General features: G+C 68.3%; 1 protein-coding gene. It reads right to left on the bottom strand.

From position 1 onward, the window contains the following. Positions 1-424 precede the first annotated feature (424 nt). On the bottom strand, positions 425-1,411 hold the full coding sequence (locus ACPW96_RS23220; protein ID WP_425886104.1) for an aldo/keto reductase: 987 nt from the start codon (positions 1,409-1,411) through the stop codon (positions 425-427). Between the last annotated feature and the right edge of the window lie 166 nt (positions 1,412-1,577).

The raw sequence follows: 1,577 nt of genomic DNA, 5'->3' as shown, positions 1-1,577 counted from the left end.
ATCGCTCAGCGGGCACCCCCCAATTTCCGAGGCCAGCCTGGGCGCGTCCTCGGCGATCCACTGGTCGAGCACTTGTCCCGCAACGTCGTTCAGACGGCCTGGGACCGAGCGGGCGTTTCGTCTCCGCAGCCGTGGAACGCCCGGGTGAGTACCGCCAGTAGCCACGGCGGCGGAGGGGGCAGGTTGGCCCGACCGCCAAACGGGATCACCTCGAGATAGACGCGATGCCCGACGAGGTGGACGTCGCCGGATCCGATCAGCAAGCGAACACATGGCACGCTTCACGAACGCCCGTGCGGACCATGCGTCCTCCCCGCGGCGCCGAATGGAGAGAGACGGTCCGGAGAATGCATGGAGTGGCGCAACCATCCCGGCGGCACCGATGGTGGCCCGGCGGCCGCTGCGGTGCCGGTGGGTCTGCCGGCTACCAGGCGTATGCCTCTGGAGCCTGCCCGCCAGGACCCGGAAAGAGCTCGTCGAGGGCGCGGAGGTCGTCGGCGCTGAGCTCGATGTCCAGGGCGGCCACCGCCGATTCGAGCTGCTCGACCGTCCGCGGGCCGATGATCGGACCCGTCACCCCGGGCTGATGCAGCAGCCAGGCGAGACCGAGGGACGCCGGCGTCCACCCGCGCTCCCGTGCGAATGCGTCGTAGGCGTCGAGCTGATCGCGAAGCTCGTCGCGCTTCGACTTAACTCCCGCCGCGGCCGAGCGCGCCTTCGCATCGGAGGATCCTCCGCTGAGGAGCCCGCCGGCGAGCGGCGACCACGGAAGGATGCCGAGGCCGTAGTTCACGGCGGCCGGGATGACTTCCAGCTCGATGGAACGCTGCACGAGGTTGTAGAGCGACTGCTCGCTCACCAGCCCCAGGAAGTGCCGCTGCTGCGCGATCTCGTTCGCCTGCGCGATGTTCCAGGCCGCGAAGTTGGAGCTGCCGACATACACGACTTCGCCGCGGGCGACGAGCACCTCCATCGACTGCCACAGCTCGGGCCATGAGATGTGACGGTCGATGTGATGGAACTGGTACAGGTCGATGCGATCGGTCTGAAGGCGACGGAGCGAGCCGATCGCCTCGCGACGCACCTGCCATGCCGACGCGCCGCGTGCGTTGACGACATCGCCATCGGATGTGGGATCGACCATCGGCGAGTGCACCTTCGTCGCCAGCACGATGTCGTCCCGGACGCCCGGACGAGCCGCGAACCAGCGACCGATGATCTCCTCGGTCGCACCGCGGCCGCCAGCTCCGCCGTAGCCGTTGGCGGTGTCGAAGAAGTTGACCCCGAGCTCGTGTGCGCGGTCCATGATCGCGAACGCGTCCTCCTCCGTGGTCCGATCGCCGAAGTTCATGGTGCCGAGAACGATGCGCGACACCGAGGTCCCTGTGCGGCCGAGATGCGTGTAATCCATGACGCCATCGTCACACACCGGGCGCGCACCCAGGCCGTTTTCCAGACCCTCACAGGGTCAGCGCCGTGACCTGCTTCGTCGCCGTCGCACCGACGCCGACAGATCGCCTGGACCCTCAGCGCATGGCTCATGCCTGCGACGCGCCGCGTGAACGTGCGAGTCGTTG

The organism is Micromonospora sp. DT81.3 (genome assembly GCF_049847225.1).
Lineage (GTDB): Bacteria > Actinomycetota > Actinomycetes > Actinomycetales > Microbacteriaceae > Microbacterium.
This window is presented reverse-complemented; position numbering and strand designations above follow the sequence as displayed.

Bases quoted from the DNA above. Each gene is read 5' to 3' on its own strand.
- ACPW96_RS23220 (WP_425886104.1), bottom strand. From the start codon at position 1,411: ATGGATTACACGCATCTCGGCCGCACAGGGACCTCGGTGTCGCGCATC.